The organism is Vibrio sp. S/42/10 (genome assembly GCF_029890535.1).
GTDB lineage: Bacteria > Pseudomonadota > Gammaproteobacteria > Enterobacterales > Vibrionaceae > Vibrio > Vibrio cyclitrophicus.
Window position 1 is genome coordinate 84,474 of the sequence record NZ_JAKMZC010000017.1, and the last position, 16,445, is coordinate 100,918.

Annotated in this window: 11 protein-coding genes; 3 read left to right on the forward strand and 8 right to left on the reverse strand. The window is 44.2% G+C overall.

Annotated elements, in window-relative coordinates:
* The first annotated feature begins 40 nt into the window (after positions 1-40).
* The gene (locus L8S15_RS17455) at positions 41-391 is read left to right on the forward strand and encodes a VOC family protein (RefSeq protein ID WP_010428944.1); all 351 of its coding nucleotides are present in this window, start codon (positions 41-43) and stop codon (positions 389-391) included.
* A gap of 121 nt (positions 392-512) precedes the next feature.
* Here the strand turns inward: L8S15_RS17455 and L8S15_RS17460 are convergent, their stop codons facing one another.
* Positions 513-968 (reverse strand): methylglyoxal synthase, encoded by a 456-nt coding sequence (locus tag L8S15_RS17460; protein ID WP_010428948.1) that lies wholly within the window; start codon positions 966-968, stop codon positions 513-515.
* Between the two features lie 62 nt (positions 969-1,030).
* The gene (torT, locus tag L8S15_RS17465) at positions 1,031-2,101 is read right to left on the reverse strand and encodes a TMAO reductase system periplasmic protein TorT (protein ID WP_280574416.1); all 1,071 of its coding nucleotides are present in this window, start codon (positions 2,099-2,101) and stop codon (positions 1,031-1,033) included.
* A gap of 92 nt (positions 2,102-2,193) precedes the next feature.
* Here torT and torS point away from each other — a divergent pair, with 92 nt between their 5' ends.
* Entirely contained in the window at positions 2,194-5,250 is a 3,057-nt protein-coding gene (gene torS / locus L8S15_RS17470) for a TMAO reductase system sensor histidine kinase/response regulator TorS (RefSeq protein ID WP_010428956.1), read from the forward strand.
* Between the two features lie 130 nt (positions 5,251-5,380).
* Here the strand turns inward: torS and L8S15_RS17475 are convergent, their stop codons facing one another.
* From L8S15_RS17475 to L8S15_RS17485, 3 genes are read right to left on the reverse strand one after another with little or no spacing between them, the layout of a single operon-like run.
* Complete coding sequence (locus L8S15_RS17475) at positions 5,381-6,961, reverse strand: hydantoinase/oxoprolinase family protein (protein WP_016789447.1); 1,581 nt, start codon at positions 6,959-6,961, stop codon at positions 5,381-5,383.
* A gap of 4 nt (positions 6,962-6,965) precedes the next feature.
* Positions 6,966-8,090 (reverse strand): DUF917 domain-containing protein, encoded by a 1,125-nt coding sequence (locus L8S15_RS17480; protein ID WP_016797112.1) that lies wholly within the window; start codon positions 8,088-8,090, stop codon positions 6,966-6,968.
* Between the two features lie 5 nt (positions 8,091-8,095).
* Positions 8,096-9,421, reverse strand: a complete 1,326-nt coding sequence (locus L8S15_RS17485) for a cytosine permease (RefSeq protein ID WP_280574421.1) — start codon at positions 9,419-9,421, stop codon at positions 8,096-8,098.
* 93 nt (positions 9,422-9,514) lie between these two features.
* Here L8S15_RS17485 and L8S15_RS17490 point away from each other — a divergent pair, with 93 nt between their 5' ends.
* Positions 9,515-10,453 carry a LysR family transcriptional regulator gene (locus L8S15_RS17490; protein WP_010428964.1) on the forward strand — a complete coding sequence of 313 codons (939 nt, stop codon included), beginning with the start codon at positions 9,515-9,517 and terminating at the stop codon, positions 10,451-10,453.
* A gap of 131 nt (positions 10,454-10,584) precedes the next feature.
* Here L8S15_RS17490 and L8S15_RS17495 read toward each other — a convergent pair whose 3' ends face one another.
* The 3 genes from L8S15_RS17495 to L8S15_RS17505 all read right to left on the reverse strand — a co-directional run bounded on the left by L8S15_RS17495 (position 10,585) and on the right by L8S15_RS17505 (position 16,056).
* Positions 10,585-12,939: a fatty acid cis/trans isomerase gene (locus tag L8S15_RS17495; protein WP_102297283.1), complete on the reverse strand. Its 2,355-nt coding sequence runs from the start codon at positions 12,937-12,939 to the stop codon at positions 10,585-10,587.
* A gap of 156 nt (positions 12,940-13,095) precedes the next feature.
* On the reverse strand, positions 13,096-14,760 hold the full coding sequence (locus tag L8S15_RS17500) for a VRR-NUC domain-containing protein (RefSeq protein ID WP_016797114.1): 1,665 nt from the start codon (positions 14,758-14,760) through the stop codon (positions 13,096-13,098).
* A 57-nt stretch (positions 14,761-14,817) separates the two neighbouring features.
* Positions 14,818-16,056 carry an OFA family MFS transporter gene (locus L8S15_RS17505; RefSeq protein WP_010428970.1) on the reverse strand — a complete coding sequence of 413 codons (1,239 nt, stop codon included), beginning with the start codon at positions 16,054-16,056 and terminating at the stop codon, positions 14,818-14,820.
* Positions 16,057-16,445 lie beyond the last annotated feature (389 nt).

A 16,445-nucleotide genomic window follows, 5' to 3' on the forward strand; every position in this document is an offset into this window, starting at 1 on the left:
TTATCAATAAGGCAACGGCATAAAGCACAAGGAATCCGCTATGGAACATGGTTCTATTAACTACATCGAATTTGCTGCACGAGACATCACAGCAACAAAGGTATTTTTTAGCCAAGTGTTTGGTTGGAAGTTTGAAGATTACGGTCCCGAATATTCTGCTTTTGAAGGTAAAGGTTTGATGGGAGGGTTCTATTTGGCAGAGTTAGCTTCTGATGCTGAAAGTGGCGCGGCGCTGATGGTTTTTTATAGCCAAGATCTTGAGCAAACCGAGCGTGATGTGATTGATGCTGGTGGGCATATAAACCGAGAGATTTTTAGCTTTCCTGGCGGACGACGTTTCCATTTTAAAGAACCGAGTGGTAATGAGATGGCGGTGTGGAGCGATAACTAGCTTCGTTCCGAAGCATAGAGTTACTTTTACCAAGCGTTACAAATAATTAAGCCTGCGATAAAGCAGGCTTTTTAGTTCTCGCGTATTGCCGCATCTATATCCAATCCAAGAGTGGATACAGTTAAGTGCGCTCAGCTAGATACGCTTCATAATCTGGAATCTCGATGATCACTTCTTGATCCAACAGAGAAGAATTAAACAAGAAGTTTGCAGTTGCGCGGTTAGTGGCAACAGGAATGTTCCAAACACTTGCAATACGAAGCAACGCTTTTACGTCTGGGTCATGAGGTACCGCATTCAATGGATCCCAAAAGAAAATCAGCATATCGATTTTTCCTTCAGAGATAAGTGCGCCTAGTTGTTGGTCTCCGCCCATTGGACCGCTGATCATGCTCTTGATTGCCAAGCCTGTTTCTTTGCTTAGTAGTGAACCCGTTGTGCCTGTCGCATATAGGAAATGGCTCTGTAGCTTTTCTTTATTTTCCTTAACCCATCTTAGTAGCTCTGGCTTAAAATGGTCATGAGCAACTAAAGCAATATGTTTGTGCGTTGGCATTGTACGCGTTGTTTTTTGCATGAATGTTCCCTAAATTATTGTTCGTATTTTTATTGTTATTGACTACTTAACTCAATATAACACTATGGATTCACACTGAATACCGGCCGAAACTCAGAAGGTGACAAAGAGTCGGCAATAATTTGATCTTTTAATGTTGCAGGGGTGAGCGCTTCAATTGTTGGTGCACTGTGCACCTCATAAGGCTGCCCACGCAAGTAGCTGACGGCTTGTTTTACGGATAAACGACCTTGCTCGACCATTTTATCTGTTGGTGCAAAAAGTACCTTATTCCGCAATAAGCCTCGGTAGATTCCGTGACTCAAATAACTTGAAATTAACCCAATTTCTTTGGTTTTGCCTGCCGCTCGGAGTTCACTGATCGCTGCTTCAATTGCGACCGCGCTGCCCACAATGTATTTGATATCAGGTTGTTCGATGACTTGTTGGACAAGGTTTCTTTGTAGCTCTTTATCGTTATCTGCCCAGTAGCTGATCGCGATTGTCACATCACTGGATTTAATCGCGTCGTAGAAACCTAATGCTACGGGTTTGGTGCCGCCACTGGATTGTGGTCCAAGTAATAGAGCAATAGGGGTTTTGCCTGAGCCTTTAGGATGTAGTTTTGCTAAGTATTCACCGACTTGAAAGCCCATTTGATACCAATCAACCCCCACAGTTCCTTTCAACACTTTTTGTTGTTCTTCACTCACTGTTAATTCGTTAACCGTAGCAAAAACCGGCGTTGAGCCTACCCAGTCGGTAAGATTATCGTGATAAGCGTCAGGTGAAACCGTGCCTAAAATAATGGCGTCAGCTCCCCATTTTGTGCAAAGCACTAATTGAGAAGCTTGTTTGGCAACGTTGGGGTAACCGCCTGCTTCCAAAACTCTGAATTCTACTTGTTGCTTCTCTGCTTCGGAAACCATGCCGTAATTGACCGATAACCAATATGAATCCTTAAGGTGAGGATAAATAGCACAAATCTTCTCTTTCTGTGATGTAGCGGTTGCCGGTTTTATAGGGCTCAAAGGTTCGCTAGCCTGACTTAGGGGCTTTTCAGAATCACTTAAAGATTCACTCGCATTTGTCGAAGCGCTCGTTATCGTAAGCAAAGAGATAAGAAGTTTTGAAGCAAAGGGTTTAGAGAGCATGAATTGCCGTTTTATTGGTATTAGATAAGAAACACTGCAAAATATAGCGTATTCTGCATGGGTAAAGAAGAACGTTTTAAGGTTTAGGTTTTATGTTGTTAGCTTCAGCAAGTATTGGACGCAAGCTGCTGGCCTCATTTTTAGTGATGGCGATGCTCGTTCTTTTGTCTGCATTGATTGGTGTTTCTGGGTTTAGCTTTGTAGCAAAAACAGAGAGAAACGTCGTCGATTCGGCATTACCTGCGATGATTGAAGCTCGTCAGGTTTCTGAATTGAGTAATCGTATTATTTCGTCAGTGCAAACCCTCTCGAATGCTCGAAATGAAGCCGAGAGAAAAGAAGCGGGAACCGTCTTATTCGATCAACTTGAGGCGCTGCTCCAACATATCAAAGAGTTGGGTGTTGATAGCTTTGACTCTGAGCTTCTGAATAAACTCGAAAACAACGTGCAAAGTGTTATCAATACGCTGGCTGAGCTGGGTGTTTCTGTTGAACGTAAGTTATGGCTAACTAAAGAGCTGTCATCTCGTGTCGAAGAGATGCGTTTGCTTGCCGAAGAGCTTGAGCAACTCACTCGAACGCAAGTTCTGAATACTGCCACTATCGCGGTTGCTAATGTCACACATATCTATGACCTGCTAGAGTCACAAGAAACTGATAAAGCCTATCAAGCGCTAGATGCGCTTGTCGAAGTTGATCTCGACCTATCTGAACGTCTGCACGAATTGCATCTCCTCGCATTTAAGATGCTCAACCAAATTGAAGAAACTCAGACGGTAACCAATGTTGAACGTATTCATCAAATCCAAACTGAATTCGAATCTAATCTCAGAATTATGGTTCGCCGTGTAAAAGCGGTAGAAGATCCTACCCGTTCAGCACAGATGTCTCAGCTTCTTGAAGAGTTAAGAAAACGCCAAGTCGTGTTTGATATATCGCTAGAGCAATATGAAAACACCAAGAAGTCAGAGTTTCTGATGCAAAATACGTTGCAGTTGTTTTCTCAATTGAATACCACCGTCAACCAACTTATTGATGACTCAAATTTGAGTACAAAGAAAGCGGTAGATGAACTGACATCTACGCTAAGCTTGGCTCAATGGTCGCTCTCTGTCATCTCGATTATCGGCCTTGTTATTGTTGCCTTTATCGTGTGGCGTGTCGTTTATGTATCAGTGGTGAAACGTCTGACCGAGTATTCTTCAGCGTTAATGTTGATCGCACAGGGGCGACTTAATATTGATATTTCAGTCAAAGGTAATGATGAACTCGCTCACATGGGGGAAGCCATTATTACGGCGAGAAATACAGCGCAAGCGTTGCAAGTGGTGGCAGTGGGCGAAGCGAAAGCAAAACGCGAATTAGAAGAGCATAAGGAACATCTTGAAGAGTTGATCACTGAACGTACTTATCAACTACAACAAACCAACGAAAAACTGAATGTCGAGGTTGGTAATCACGCAAAAGCTCGTAATGCTGCTGAACAAGCGAGCCGCGCGAAATCCGCTTTCTTAGCGACCATGAGTCACGAAATAAGAACACCAATGAACGGGGTTTTAGGTACGGCTAGGCTACTTAAAGACACAGGGTTAGATCCACTACAGTCTGGTTATGCCGATATCATCAACCGCAGTGGTAAGAACTTATTAGCGATTTTGAATGACGTTCTTGATTATTCGAAGATTGAAGCTGGTCACCTAGAAATCCGAGTGGCTTCTTTTGACCTTCACCAGATGGTTCAAGATACATATCAGTTGATGGAAGGGCGCGCTGCAGAGAAGAAGCTAAATTTTGACTTCCATATTGAAAGTGACGTGAAACGCTATTGGCGCGGAGATGCGACTCGTATTAGCCAGATATTGAATAACTTAGTTGGCAATGCGATTAAATTTACCGAAAGCGGCTCGGTCGATATCTTTATTAGCCTAGATGTGGAAGATGAAAATCGGGTGATGTTCGAAGTATCAGATACGGGTGTTGGTATTGATGCAAGTGAACAGACATGTTTGTTTGATGCATTTAGCCAAACGGATAGTGGTCGGAATAAAACAGGTGGTACCGGTTTAGGCTTAGCCATTAGTAAGAGTATTATGCTGGCGATGAACGGCGACATTGGCGTCCATTCAGAAGAAGGCGAAGGTAGCCAATTCTGGTTCTCTGTTCCGCTTGAAATAGGCGAGAAAATAGAGACGAAAACGGCAGTAGTCGAAACCTGTATTCGTGCGAAAGTGCTTTTGATTGAAGATAACCCAGTGAACTGTATTGTTGCCGAAGGTTTCTTACATAACTTGGGCCATGAAGTTGTGATTGCTACAACAGGTCAAGAAGCTCGAGTCCTCTTTACTGAACAAGCGTTTGATATTGCGCTGGTGGATATTAACTTACCAGACTGCGATGGTGTTGAATTGATTCAGCAGTTAAAAAGCAGTTATGACACCCAGCGAGTCCAGACTTTATATGCCAATACTCAACATGTTCCACCAATGGTGGCTGTGTCTGCACACGTATTCAATGAAGAAGTCGAAGGCTATTTATCATCGGGGTTTGATGGGTTTTTACCTAAGCCGTTAGAAAAAGAAGCACTGTCACAACTCATTGTGACTCAGCTTGATGGTAAATCCTTGTTGCTTCCGCAGCCAGGCCCAGACGATGCTATATGTAAAGAGGCTGCAAGGCTAAATAAAATTGATAGGCCCAACAAAACGGATAGATTGAGCCGAACCAACGAAGAACATCAAGAGCCCCCTTATATGGCTGGTGTAATAGTTGATTCAATCTCGGAAATGAGCGCTCAGAAGTCAGGCGTAGGAGAAACGACAGTGACACTGATTGATCGAAAAGTAATAGAAGGCGACTTGTCTATTCTTGGTTTGGAGAAAATGAAACAAATTGTTGGGTTATTTGAAGAGAGTAGCCAGCAAACGTTGAATGAATTGGTTCAAGCAAGTGAAGCAGCCAATGGGCGAGAAGTAAAATCTCTGGCTCATAAGTTAAAAGGTTCTGCGGGTAGTTTAGGTTTATCTGCGTTATTGAATTTATGTCAGAGCATTGAAGCAAGCGATGATCCGTTGAAGCAGTACCGAGATTGCAGTGAGTCTCTGATTCAATTGACGAAAGACTCGCTAGCCGAACTACGATTACAACTATAAAGTGGTTGTTGAACTGAAATTCCGAGACTAAAAGTAAAAAAGCAGGCTGTTTCTTTATTTGAATATAAAGAAACAGCCTGCTTTTTCCATTGTCGAATAAGACTTTAAATTAGACATTCTAAAAATGGCTCTAAGCCGTCTTGATATGTCCTGCAGCTTTTATTTTGATGTGAACCATATTGCCTTGTAGGTAGCTTAATGGAATCTCGCTGCGTTCAATGATCGCGACATTATCGCTGCAAGCGCCAGCTTCAATCGCCAGTTGCTTTGATTGTTCTTCCAAGCCTTTTAAGGTTTCCTCTCGAGAAGCGGGCTCAATCGGAACGATCTTATCGAACTGACCAGATATTTCACCCAGCGCAACACCAATGGCATTCGCTACTTCAAAGTGATCTGGTCGAACCACTTGGCTTACACCTTCAAAATGATCTGGGAATAGGGCACTGCCGCCGCCAACCATGATCACGGGTACGCTCGCAGCTGACGTCTTCATTTTATCGATTCCTTCTTCAACATCCGTGACCATTTGTTGGTATACCTGACTGGCTTGCTCGCTCGATATACCAATCTCATCACTCAATTGATGCTCTGCCTGCCACTGCATTTGACCTGTTTTGAGTGCAATATCGGTTAGCGTAAGTTCATCACCGCCAAAGCTACGAGCGGCCTGCGTTAAGGTATGGCCAACACTTTCTGGGCCAAGCTCTATACGCTGTTGTTCAAAGCGAACCTTGGTACCACCACCAATCGCTAATGCCAAAATATCAGGCATACGGAAGTTGGTTCTGACTTCACCAATTTCTACCGCGAGGCTCGATTCTCTTGGGTAGCCGTGAGTAAGCACACCAATATCCGACGTTGTGCCGCCAACATCGACTACAATCGCGTCTTTAAGCTTGGTTAGATGGCTCGCACCACGAATCGAGTTTGTTGGGCCACAAGCCACGGTGAGAATCGGGTACATCAACGCGAACTGTTGCGACATTAATGTTCCATCGTTCTGACCGAAATAAGGCGTGGTGTGGATTTCATGATTGATGAGTGCACTGCAAAAACCGTCAACGAATCGTTTTGCTGTGCCTTGCAGAGCCGCGTTGAGGATAGTCGCGTTCTCACGTTCTAGAAGCCCTAAGCTGCCTACTTTATGGGAAAGCGATAGGTTCACGCCCGGAAGTTCTTGCTGAATCCACTCTGCTGCTCGAAGCTCTTGGTCGCCGTTGACGGGAGAGAACACCCCGCAGATAGCAATGGAATCCACATGGCCTTTCATTTTCTGACAAAGCTCGCGGATCTCAGACTCTTGAATGTTAGCGATCAACTGGCCGTCGTATTCATAGCCGCCGTGCGCTTGGTAGAAGTGTTCACCAAGCAAGTTTTGCCACGCTTTGCTCCAACCACAAAGGGGCGGGACGCTATCACCACTTGGAAGCGCTAAGCGAATCATGCCTACTCTGTCTAAACCTTTTCGTTCAACAATTGCGTTGGTGCATTGAGTCGTCCCAAGCATCGCATGTTTCACTTGCTGACCGTCAATGTTTGCTTGGTTTAATAGTGCAGTTATCGCGTTATCAATACCGGTTGAAATGTCGTGTGTGGTTGCCGTTTTCACCTTAGCAATCACATTTAGGTCTGCGTCGAGCAACACACCATCGGTATTAGTGCCACCAACGTCAATGCCAAGGCGGCAGTAATCAAGCGTAATGTTTGTCATGTTACTACCTCTTCAATGCAGACTTTAGTTGTTCAATGGTTTGATACTCGACGGTGTAGCCAAAGTAACCCGGGCCCGCAACTTCAATACCTTTGTCAGTGCGCCATTTGGAGTCGCAAGGATAGGCGATAAGGTCGATGCGCTGTCCGTAACGAAGTTGTTCGGTCGTGATTGGTTTACCGGTTTCATGATCCAAGATCGAAATCAGATCCGGTGTCGAAGCCAAAAGATTATCTTGATTCATGTCTGCGCGGCTTGTGCCTTTGTGCACGAGAAGCAATTCGTTTTGGAACTGCACAAACACGTTATCGATGCCGGTATCTTCAAACTGAGCCAGCTTTTCAATCACGACACCGCCTGTTGCAAATCCACCATCGGTTTCACGTTGAATATCAACAATCTTGCCACTGATGATGGTATGGCCACCAACAATGTTTAGTACGGCCTGTGTGCCACTCTGATTGTTGTCGTTCGCCAATCTAATCGCTTCACCAATCTTCATTGCTTGGGTCAGTGTTGCAGGCAGTGCGCTGCGTTTTAGGTTCTTACCGTTCATTGGGTAATCGCACATTGCTGCAGAGCCACCCATCTGTTCGGTAATTGGTCTCGCAAACTTTTCAGACCAAATACCGTCAATTGGGTAAAGTGTGACGACATTACCACGCTCATCAGCCAATGTGTTCGGAGCAGAAGGGAGGCCATCAAGAAAGAAAGTCACCATCTGAGCTTCTGGGAACGCACGGCCCATTGCATCACAGTCAATTACAGGGATGTTCTTTTGTGCTGCAACAAGGATTGGAATCAGCGAATTAAAACCGCCCACTTCGATAGGAAACGTTGCCGCTACTTCAGTGTCGAGCGCTTTTTCCATCGCTTCGAAAGCAATCAACATTTGATCTTTCGAATTGAGTTTCTCTACTGCGACGGTTGGGGCGCCAATCATTGAAGAGGGCACTGTCATCCAATCGTCTTGCACGTCTTCTAAAGGAATCATGCGTACAGGGTGCTTTGTCGTTGCAATGGCTACTTTCGCCATCAAGGCACCGCTGTATGGGTCACCGCCGCCGCCAGTACCTAATACCGTCGCACCAAGCGCGATATCATCAATCATTTGTTCAGTAATAATCACAACTACTATTCCTTATCACTTGAAGGAGAAAGCTTCATTAGGGCGAGGTAAATCACACCAGCGGCAAGAATGCCGTCTAACGCCGAGATGCTGGTGAACGAAAACAGGTTGAAGAACTCTGGTGCGGTACAAGCACTGAATGCAGTACCAAATGCCCAAGAAGCCAAGCCTTTAAACATCCAAGCTGGAACTTGTTGGATGTTCTCAAAGCTCATTTTTGTCGAATCTAAAACATAATATTGAACGATGTAGACACCTGCCGCAGGCGCAATGGTTACGCTGAGGAGCATTAAGAAGTCAGTAAACTTGTTCACCATGCCGAGTTGAGCAATGCCAATACCGACGATGGTCATGATCACAACCAAAACAGGGCGCGGAATCTTCGGTAGAACCATCGACATGCATAAGCCGCCAGAGGTCAGGTTGCTACTGTTGGTGGTCCATTGTGCGAACACCAGTACGATAATAGCCGCCATACCTAAACCAAGTGTGAAGAAGACTTCTACTAGGTCGTCGGTGCCTGTCATTTTGGTCAGGATCAACGCGATAAGAATAATGGCACTGTTGCCGACGAGGAAACCGATACCCGCTCCTAGAATCGCATCACGACGCGTTTTGGCGTAGCGAGCAATATCAGGCGCGGCAACCGCAGCTAGAATCCAGATAGACATAACAAATGAAATAGCTTGGCCAAGCGTCAAAGGATCTTCAATGGATGGCGCTGCGCCACCTTGATAATCAGCGGCCATAAACAAACCGATGGTAATCAGCGTCACCATTAAAGGTACTGAATAGGTGCTGAGTTTACCTAGGGCACGAACACCGTAGATGGCCGTCATCATCATTAATACACTGCCGCCAATAAGAGCGGTGAGGTGTGAAATTATGATGTCGTATTTCGCCAGTGCATCGACCATGATGAAAGCGAAGAAATCAGCCTGGAATGCGAACCAGCCGACTAATGAGATGCCGTTGATGAAGCCAAGAATTTTACCGCCGTTACGACCAAACACCGCGCTGCTCACCAGCGGGGTAGACACGCCAGCTTGAAAGCCAATGTTGGCACACAGCATCGCGATGATCGCCAATAAGCCTGAACCAATAAACGTGGCAAGCAGTGCGTCTTCAAAACCAATCCCGCTACTTAGAATCGAGCCGAGAAACAACCCCGAAATATCGATGCCGATAGCCAACCAAATAAGGCTGATAACCCACCAAGATCGTTTGGCTCTCTCGGGAACGGGTTCCAATTCGAAGTCGTCTATCTTTTTGTGGCTGTGTGTTGCTTCGGGTTTATTCACGTAAGCTTCTGCCGCCATAGTGCCATCCATGCATTGTTATTCCATAAGTGTGAATAAAGCATACTGATGTATTTATTGTTAATAAATGAATATAATCAGATGTAAACATAACAAAAAACAAATGTGAGTGACAAAGTGAATTCAAACAATAAGTTAGATAAAAGAGACCTGCGAAGATTAGAGCTTTTTTGTGAAATTGTTGAGCAAGGAGGCATCAATCAGGCGGTCGCAAGCACCGGGATTAGCCAGCCTGTGCTGAGTAATCAGCTTATTGCCTTGGAAAAAAGCTTAGAATTAACATTATGCCAACGTGGAAGAAGGGGTTTTAAGCTGACTCATGAAGGTGAGCAAGTGTATAAATATGCGAACCAACTAAAGTTAACCCTAACCGACTTCGCTTATAAGTTACGAGGTGTACAGACAGAACTCTCTGGGCATGTTCGAATTGGATGCTTGGATAACACCGTCACTTTGCCCTATAACCCACTTCCTAAAGCGATCGAGACGTTTTACCAACGCAGTAATAGTGTTGAGGTGAGTGTTGATGTTGGCGATTTCACCCAGTTGAATGAGAAGTTAGCAAAGAACCAGATTGATATGATGATAGTGGTTCTAGGGTCACATCAAAAATCAGCGTTTCAACATAAATACCCATTGTTTGAAGAGCACAGTTATCTGTATGCGCGCAAAGATCTGGCTGAGAAGATCATGGACAAGAACTTCTCATTGGATGGTTGTCGTATCAATATGGGGGGTTATGCTAAAGGTGAGATGTTCCGATTACTGAATATTGAGCAGTACGATTCTGTAAAGCCTTTTGATGGTTGGCATGTCGAGTCGGGGGTGATTCTAACCTTGGCTGGCACACACTTGAGTTTTTTACCGTCTCACTTAATCGACCGTGGCCATTATGACCAAGCTTTGATTCCACTTCAGCCTGAGAAATGGAGCCTTAAGAGCCAGTTTTACGTGGTGCTAAAGCAGCCTGTGGATTCCCTTTCCCCTGCCGCGCGTGCGTTTTTTGATGAGTTACACCAACTGGAAACATCGGACTCAAACTAGGGACTCCTTTGTTTCTAAATCATACTGAAGGTACTTACCTTCGCTTATAGAAAAACCCTCCGAGTGAGGTGCCCAGAGGGTTTTTATCCATTTAAAGTTCTAGGCTAACTCGCTTGCTGATCTTAATTCGATTAACGGTTCTCAAAGCGGTTGTAGTCCAACAGGCCAAATTCAATTGGTTGGTCTTTCTTATACCAACGATGAACGCGGTCACTGAACGGCCAAAACTCGTTAGAGCTGCGTCGTACTGCAAACTTATCAAGTAGCGCTACATAATCTTCTTCTGAATTTATCTTCTGCAACACCGATACGAGAGTGGGTATTTGCTCTTCTGTTAATGATAAATATGCGGCTGGATAGCTTCCTATAACGCCTCTAACTAACGTTAAATCATCATTGGCGTAATCTCTGTTACCTTCTTCATCAAATAGGCTCGAGATGTTGCTGTGGGCGTTATTGTGAATGAGCGTAAATAACTGTTCTTTACCGTTCTCGCCTTCAATCATGATCATGATGAGCTGAGGTACATGGCGTAAGCCTTCCCCTCGAATCAAATTAACTTGACTCAATAAGGCTTCATTTTTTTTACTAAAGCCTGTCTCGACGATGTCGAATCGGTTATCGAGTACAGGTTCTAGTTTTTCTTCAATCATGTTGAGCAGTTCACGCTTAGGATCGGCTGTTTTGTAAACCACGTTTGTCGGCTGCTCGAAAGGTGCGATGTTACGTTGCAGGAAGTCACTTAATTGCACGCTCTGGTTTTTGTACCAGCTTGAATGCTCAATGTGTCGAACGTCTTTAGGAAGAAGAGTTAAGAAGTTACTTTCACCTTCTAAACGTAAGAAGTCCATGAACATGCGTGTAATTAGTTGGTGGCCAAAATTACCGTAAACATCAAAACCGGCAACAAGGAGGTAATGGATTCGCTCTAATAAGGCGTAATCTAGAATCCAGGCTGTTTTAGGTTGCGGGCCGACCAATCCTTGGACAACAGAGGCGCTATCAAAATGTCTAAAGATGGTCAGCGCTGCATTTCGGTTAGTACCATTACCGTCCCAAATAATGCTTGTATCTAAGTTTACACCGCTCCCAAACCATTGGTTGGTGAAGTCTGATTTCGCATTGAGGTATCGTGCTTGTTGCTTCGCGTATCTTACCCAATTCGTTATCGGTACTGTGTTGCTTGTAAGCTCACTAGGTAGCTTTAAGTTTTTCTTTTGACTTGCGTAGAAGGCATTTATTTCTGGTAAATCGGCTTTCTCTGGATCGATAAAAAATACCCAAAAGCGGTCATTAATTACGTTGAGAGCGAGTTGACCACGACACACTGGTCCTTTAATAAAGGCCATAATGGTGTTTTGCGCATTGTCTAACATGAAGTGGAAGCGCGAGTTCACTGGTATCGCTTCGAAAGACGTCATGGGGTTAGCTGACACGTCTATATCATAGCTAGGAAGTTGTTTTACCTTGTAATCCGCATCAACAAACCATGTTTTCCAGTTTTGTAGACGTTCTTTATTCAATGCGAAAGGCATGTGAGTTTTGTCGACAATAGTGCCTTGCTCGGGTATTAGTCGATAGTAAACACGTCCAACTTTTGGATCGTCGTAAGGGCGACGAGTGCTAATGCGTTGAACGGCTTCGCCTGGAGGCGTGGCAGAGCGGACAAGCGTAAAAAAGCGAGTTGGCTGAGATAGGTCAGAGAAATACAGGTGTGATAAAAATAGGTGCTCGTAGATGTAGCGAGCGGAAAGTTGGCTCTTAAGGTCACTTTCATTAAAAAGGTTTTCATAGGTATCGACCAACGCTTGTTCACTGTCATTGAGGGGAATATGGTCATTCATCAGTGCACCATTTTCCAGCCAACTCATTAAGGTCGCATATTCCGTTTTATCTAAGTTAGGCATACCATAAGGCATCCCCCAAGTCGGGTAATCTCTTTCGTATTGAGCATATTCTTCAATAGTCGGACACTGTTGATCGCGATTGGTTGAAAAATCGAACCCTTCTAATTGCATTTGATCGGGGAGAGGGTGGTTTTCTTTCTGCATCAACATTCGAGAGACAAGACCTGCATCGAGATTTGCGGTTGAATTCTGCATACGTTCGTTTAGCACAGGGTGGAAGCTTGCATCGCGCCACTCTTGCGTAGTGATTGCGTCTTCGAATAAACGAGTTGGAGCAGAGGCCGTTAAACGAGTGCCTTGGTAGACGAGTGTTTTGCTCGCACCTCGGTCTATGCCTTCCACAGACGACATTTTGAGTTGGCAAGGAGCGTCGTAACACGCGTGACAAACTACACAGCGGTTATCAATGATGGGCTTCACTTCGTCAATGAAGTGCTGGGCTTGAGCCGAGAGAATAGGGGCTTGGCGATCACGTACTTGTTGTTTACCAAACAGCTCGTCGAAGTTTAAACCCGCGTAGACAGCACAACCTGAGAAGACGCTAACAAAAGCTAAAATGAAGAGTTTTTTCAAATTCATACGTATTTAATATTAGACATTTTCTTTAATTATATCGAAAACGATTGAAAATGCTCATGTTCTAACGATTTTATAGACAAGATACGGATAGGATCGAATAACTCTCTCGCACTTATTATCTGAAATCGGGTCTCACTATTACACGCATGTAGCGGGTTATTGATTGACGTAACAAACTGAGAACGGCAATTCAAGACGCTCGAATTCTTTAATCCATCGCCATTGGTTGTCTTGCAGTTTATCTCCAGGCCCTTTGACTTCAATCCAATGAAACTCTTCGTCTTTGAACGCAATCAAATCCGGCATCCCAGTTCGAAACAGTTTTAAATCACTCAATATCACTTTGAAGAGATCAACAGCTAAGGCATTTGGAATCGAAGCCAAGCTGTGTTCGATGAGCGCCTTCGTGAAATAATTCCAATGAACAAAGGGATTAGCGATACCTTGTTTTTCATCGTAAGTGTCGCGCAAATGGTTTAGCCCATGTTTGGATATAGCCTGAAACACGGCTTCAACCTGTTCGGCTCTCTTGTCTACGAAATCTGAATGGTACAGATCCAGTGGTCGATGTTGGTATTGGTTGATAAAGGCGCCATCTACGTCTGCAAAAATCACATTCCAGAAAGTCAAACCAAATAAGCCACATAAAAAACTGTTCTCAGAGAAATAGACATTCCATCCTTGGCTTTCAAAGTGCTGCTTTACCGCAAGCTCGACTCGCATTTGACTGAGATCTAGCTCCAGCTTTATCTGATCGTAACTTGGTTTGGCGCTACGTTGTACTTTGTTTCCTTGCATACGGAATAACCTATGTTCAAGCTTAGCCGCGACCTCTAGCTCTGATACATCTGATGGCGTACTTTTCATTTCCGTGACAATGTCACACATTAGGTCTAGCTCACCTTGTTTGTCATAGATGCGAGCAAGCCGTTCTCTGCTGGGAGGAAGTATAGATTGCTTGAACCAAAAGACAGCTTGGTCGTTTAGGTTCAATCTTTCTAGATCGCGAGCAATATCATTGATCAAACGCGATCGTTTTCTGGCAATACTTCTGTGATCCGATTCAGTAGGTATCGACAGCAAAAGCTGCTCAAGAAACTCACTGTCTTTACGGTCCCCCTCAAAATACAAGCGTTGTACATCGTGCATTTGGATCAGTTGATTGAGCTGTTCTCTAGAGGTGAAGAAACGACGCTGTTTGCTTAATGGGTAGTTTTCGAAGTTGTTGAGTCCAAGGTCGCTCAGAACGAATTGGCTTAGGTCTTGATAAGTATTGGCAAAGAAGAGCAGCAGCAATACATCAATCACTTCAGATTCGACAACGTAAATACAATCGAACGACAAGTTTCGGAACTGATCAAAAGGTTGGTGGTCAAGTAACGCCAAGAGTTCGTCTTTCTTCGCTGTCTTATTGTTTTTAAGAGATGGAAATGCGCTGAACAGCTCTGGTTTAGTAAGTAGATGCAATCCTAATTCGAGATCACTAATGACGAGGTTATGTTGTTCAGTTGGGTGACTTAACGTAATGAAGCTCGATGCGTTTAGCTCTTGTAGGGCGCTTTTCAGATCTGGAATCTCAGCATAGTCGAGCTTATCACTTCTAAACCAACAGCCCTTGCGAGAAAGCAAACGAACCATTAGACACTGGCTTGTAACCGAAAGACGTTTGTATTCAGACAACCAACGGCATTCATCGTCACTCAGAAGATCGGGATAGAGAGTTTGAGCGTGTTCAATCAGTCGATTAAAGTTGTCGAGATAATAAGTAGGGGAAAGCTGAGGAGTGGTTTCTATCGTCAATGGGTTAGTCGCTTGATACAAAAAGAGCCTAACCTTAAGGTTAAGCTCTTCTGTAACAAATTCAATCTTTTCTGACGATTAAGCTTGAGATGCTTTTAGTTCAGAAACTTTAGCTTCTGAGATAGGCTTCGTGATGATTGCTAGCACAATACACACTGCCATCATAGCTGCAGAGATTGTGTAAGCTAGGCCGTAACCTTCGCCATTTGTCATTGAGTAACCAACAACCGCTGCGCCAATAGCACCGCCGATACCCCATGCCGTGTAAAGCACGCCGTAGTTAGTACCGTAGTTTTTCAGGCCGTAGAATTCAGCAGTTAGTGTTGGGAATACTGCTAGAAGCGTACCGTAACCAACAGCTGCGATAGCCGTACCAATGATTAGCGTGAATTCAGAGTTGAACGTAGCGAATAGAGCCATGTTCGCGCCTTGAAGGATGAACGCTAGAAGTAGAGTACGTACGCCACCGATTTTATCTGCAAGCATACCCGCAGCAACACGGCCGCCTGAGTTAAATACAGCAAGGATAGACGCTAAGTAAACTGCGTTTGGTAGGTTCGCTTGAACGCTAGCAATCGTAGTGATGTTACCGATGATCATAAGACCAACAGAAGCAGCAAATGCGTACATGATCCATAGAGAGTAGAACTGAGGAGTCTTCAGCATTACTTTCCAAGTCAGGTCTTCAGTCTTCTTAACCGCTCTAGGTGCTTGGCCTTCTTTTACTTTAGGCTCAGCTGGCGTGTAATCCGCTGGTGGGTTGTTGATTGTTGCTGCTAGAGGTACTGCAATTGCAAGTACACCAACACCAAGAATCATAAAGCTTGTTTGGATACCCATGCTATCGATTAGCGCAGAAGTTAATGGTGCCAGGTAAATAGCGGCAAGACCGAAGCCTGCTGCGATTAAACCATTAACCATACCTTTCTTAGATGAGTGGAACCACTTCATTGCTGATGGAGAAAGACATGCGTAACCAAAGCCGATACCAGCACCTGTCATCACGCCAAATGTCATATTCAGCATCATAGGTGTAGTAGCGAAACCAGAAGCAATCATACCTAGGCCAGTAAGTGCTGTACCCAGAATAAGGATCTTACGTGGACCCATGCGGTCTTGTAGGATGCCTGCAACAAGAAGACAAACTGAGAATGTGATAGTTGCAATAGCGTAAGGTGAAGATGCTTCAGCAGCACTCCAACCAGCTTCTGTCACTAGCGCTTTGTTAAATACACTCCAAGCATACAGGATGCCAAGACAAAGGTTGATACAGAAGCCTGCTAGCAGGATACGTGATGCTTTATCAATCTTGCTCATTTTTATTCTCAGTTCTGTCATCAGTTAGGTGAGAGCCACTTAACTAAAGACGGGTTATTGTGATTGTTTCTTCAAAATTAGTTTGCGTTTATCAACAGATAGCGCAAAAGAGCGCGGATTATAACCAATAAAAATGTGATTGGAATCTCTTTTTCCATTTTTGGTCAATTAAATTCAGTTTGTTAATGAGTTGTTTTTTATTGGTTTTTAAATTGTTTTGAACACCTTTCTGTTTTGTTCTTTTTAGTGCTGTTGCCTTATTGTTTTAGGCGTTTTTCGATGATGCTCTCTAAATAGACGCGTATTCCGTGCGGATATCACAGAGTTACGAATTATTTAAAATTTTTTCTAAGGTTAATTTTGTGTAACAAAATAAATCAAAATGGAGT

Excerpts from the sequence above, each read along its gene's own strand:
- L8S15_RS17455 (WP_010428944.1), top strand. The coding sequence starts at position 41 with ATGGAACATGGTTCTATTAACTACATCGAATTTGCTGCACGAGACATC.
- L8S15_RS17460 (WP_010428948.1), bottom strand. The coding sequence starts at position 968 with ATGCAAAAAACAACGCGTACAATGCCAACGCACAAACATATTGCTTTA.
- torT (WP_280574416.1), bottom strand. The coding sequence starts at position 2,101 with ATGCTCTCTAAACCCTTTGCTTCAAAACTTCTTATCTCTTTGCTTACG.
- torS (WP_010428956.1), top strand. The coding sequence starts at position 2,194 with ATGTTGTTAGCTTCAGCAAGTATTGGACGCAAGCTGCTGGCCTCATTT.
- L8S15_RS17475 (WP_016789447.1), bottom strand. The coding sequence starts at position 6,961 with ATGACAAACATTACGCTTGATTACTGCCGCCTTGGCATTGACGTTGGT.
- L8S15_RS17485 (WP_280574421.1), bottom strand. The coding sequence starts at position 9,421 with ATGGATGGCACTATGGCGGCAGAAGCTTACGTGAATAAACCCGAAGCA.
- L8S15_RS17495 (WP_102297283.1), bottom strand. The coding sequence starts at position 12,939 with ATGAATTTGAAAAAACTCTTCATTTTAGCTTTTGTTAGCGTCTTCTCA.
- L8S15_RS17505 (WP_010428970.1), bottom strand. The coding sequence starts at position 16,056 with ATGAGCAAGATTGATAAAGCATCACGTATCCTGCTAGCAGGCTTCTGT.